Genomic DNA, 2272 nt, shown 5'->3' with positions numbered 1-2272 from the left:
CATTCTGGGACTATCTGACAGACAGGTTAACAGGCAGTGGCTCGTTTCCAAGGCTGACGGACTTGATTGAAAAAGCTTCTCACATACTACCTTGTGGGCTTTGCAGCAGTTATTAAGAAGCTACGATAATTCCTCGTTTTTTTCCAGTAGCTCTCCTTGAAATACCAGATCAGCGCGTAGCACTAGATCCTTTAATAAAGTGTTACCGGCTCCTCCTGAAAATGCCAGTCGGCTACTCATTAACAGAATGAGAACAAGGAGAAGATTAATTCTTCTTAAATGATTTTTTGATTTCACATTAACCTCTTTAAGCAGAGCGTTGATTAGTTTGTTGGTCGTCTACTGCCTGGCTGGTTACTGCTCTATGGATGATTGAATTAATATTTATTGAATATTTTATACAGTTTTTATATTCGTGATCACTTTACAAACTCTGTGAATTTATTTTTGTGTGATGATTAACAGTTTTATAAAAAAGAAAGTGGTTTTTAAGTCGTATCTATAGAAATAAACAGCGAATGTTAAATGCGAAGGTGAAGGGGATGGCTTTTACTTGAGGTTAAGAGAAATTGATTTTGAATAAGTATTCAGTATTTTGATGTTTTCTTTATGGGATTCATAACGGATTCAGTTCCTTTTGAATCCGTTATGTCTTATCAGGAAGGCTTCTTCATAAAAGGTGTCAGCCGGGCAAATAGAAGGCCCAGCTCAAACAGTAACCACATAGGGCCAGCCAGTAAGCTCTGGGATATAACATCCGGTGGCGTCAGAAGCATACCCATAACAAAACAGCCCACCACAATATAAGGGCGTTTCTGGGATAGTGATTGAACAGAGCTGGCACCTGACCAGATCAGCAGAACCGTCGCGACCGGTATTTCAAAGGCCAGACCAAAGGCCAAAAACAGTTTCAGGATAAAGTTCAGGTAGCTGCTGATGTCGGTCATCATCGTGACGCTGTCAGGCCCCGTAGTGGTAAAAAAGCCAAAGACTAGCGGAAACACTACAAAATAGGCAAAGGCGACACCGGCATAAAACAAAATGACACTGGCAATCAGCAGGGGAATGGCCAGGTATTTTTCGTTCTTGTACAGGCCGGGTGAAATAAATCCCCAGACCTGATGGAGAATAAAAGGAATAGCCAGAAACAGGGCCAGCACCAGGCTGAGTTTAAAGGGGGCAAAGAAGGGCGAGGCTACGTCAGTCGCAATCATGCTGGTGCCTTCAGGCATCAACATACGCAGAGGTTCAGAAACCAGTTCGTAAATATCGCTGGAAAAGTAAAAAAGCCCGGCAAAGAACAGCAGGGTGACAACTAAGCTTTTCAGTAGCCGTGTTCGCAGCTCAAGCAGGTGCTGGATCAGAGGCTGATTTGAGTGAACAGCGGAAGTTTCAGTATTCATAAAGGTCTCGACAATACAGCTTGGTAAGGCAGCGCTCAGGCTGCCTTGCTCCTGGTATCGGATGGTTTGGACGTTTTATCTGCTGATACGGTCACGTCCTGTTTCAGGGATCGAGCCTGTTGGTTCAGCTCTTCCGGCTGCAGGTCCTGTTTGATCTCGTCTACCTTCAACTCTTTATTCATCGTTTCTTTGATATTGCTGGCGCTGCGACGAAGGTAGTTGATCCACTGCATGGTGGTTTTTATTGCATGAGGTAAGCGCTCTGGCCCCAGAATCACCAGGGCGAGTACTGAAATGACCAGAAGCTCGGCAAAGCCTATATCAAACACTCTGACCGCCCTCAGGCTTTGTTATGACTGAGTTCCCTGTTTTTTTCAGCGTCCTGACTTTTAGTCGTTACGCTATTAGCAGAGCTGGAGTCATCACCAATACTGTTTTTGAAGCCTTTAATAGCTCCACCCAGGTCACTGCCAAGACCTTTCAGTCTTTTGGTGCCAAACAGCATGACAACAATCAACAGTACAATTAACAGTTGCCAGATACTGATACCGCCTAGGCCCATAATGATGACTCCATCTATTTTTATCGGGAAAATGATTCAGTCGCCTGTGGGCGGCCGAATAGGGTCATAGTAAGGCAGTTATATGGATAAAACATGACAGTTGTCTTACAACTCGGTGTCAAAAGCTCTGGAAGCAGTACAGTTGTTCTATTCAGGTCTTTTTCCTGCCATGGGATAATTCCGGGGCTTTTACAGGTTGGCTGATGAAAAGTGAGGGGTTGCAACAGAAATAGCCTTCAGGAGACGATTGATTTGTAAGGATCAAAATTTCTGAAGGATCAGACATGTGTGCAACACCCTCACTACG

3 protein-coding genes are annotated in these 2272 nt (G+C 44.2%); all 3 read right to left on the bottom strand.

What is annotated here, in order from left to right; genetic code table 11:
• Positions 1–656: 656 nt before the first annotated feature.
• The 3 genes from tatC to tatA are packed head-to-tail and all read right to left on the bottom strand — an operon-like array spanning position 657 to position 1965.
• Positions 657–1403, bottom strand: coding sequence for a twin-arginine translocase subunit TatC (gene tatC, locus ACR2PX_RS08130; protein ID WP_433998856.1), 747 nt, complete (start codon positions 1401–1403; stop codon positions 657–659).
• A gap of 35 nt (positions 1404–1438) precedes the next feature.
• The gene (gene tatB / locus ACR2PX_RS08125; protein WP_433998855.1) at positions 1439–1732 is read right to left on the bottom strand and encodes a Sec-independent protein translocase protein TatB; all 294 of its coding nucleotides are present in this window, start codon (positions 1730–1732) and stop codon (positions 1439–1441) included.
• An 11-nt stretch (positions 1733–1743) separates the two neighbouring features.
• Positions 1744–1965: a twin-arginine translocase TatA/TatE family subunit gene (tatA, locus tag ACR2PX_RS08120; RefSeq protein WP_433998854.1), complete on the bottom strand. Its 222-nt coding sequence runs from the start codon at positions 1963–1965 to the stop codon at positions 1744–1746.
• Positions 1966–2272: the final 307 nt, after the last annotated feature.

Origin of the sequence: Endozoicomonas sp. (assembly GCF_051008435.1) — a bacterium.
Classification (GTDB): Bacteria; Pseudomonadota; Gammaproteobacteria; order Pseudomonadales; family Endozoicomonadaceae; genus Endozoicomonas_A.
This window is presented reverse-complemented; position numbering and strand designations above follow the sequence as displayed.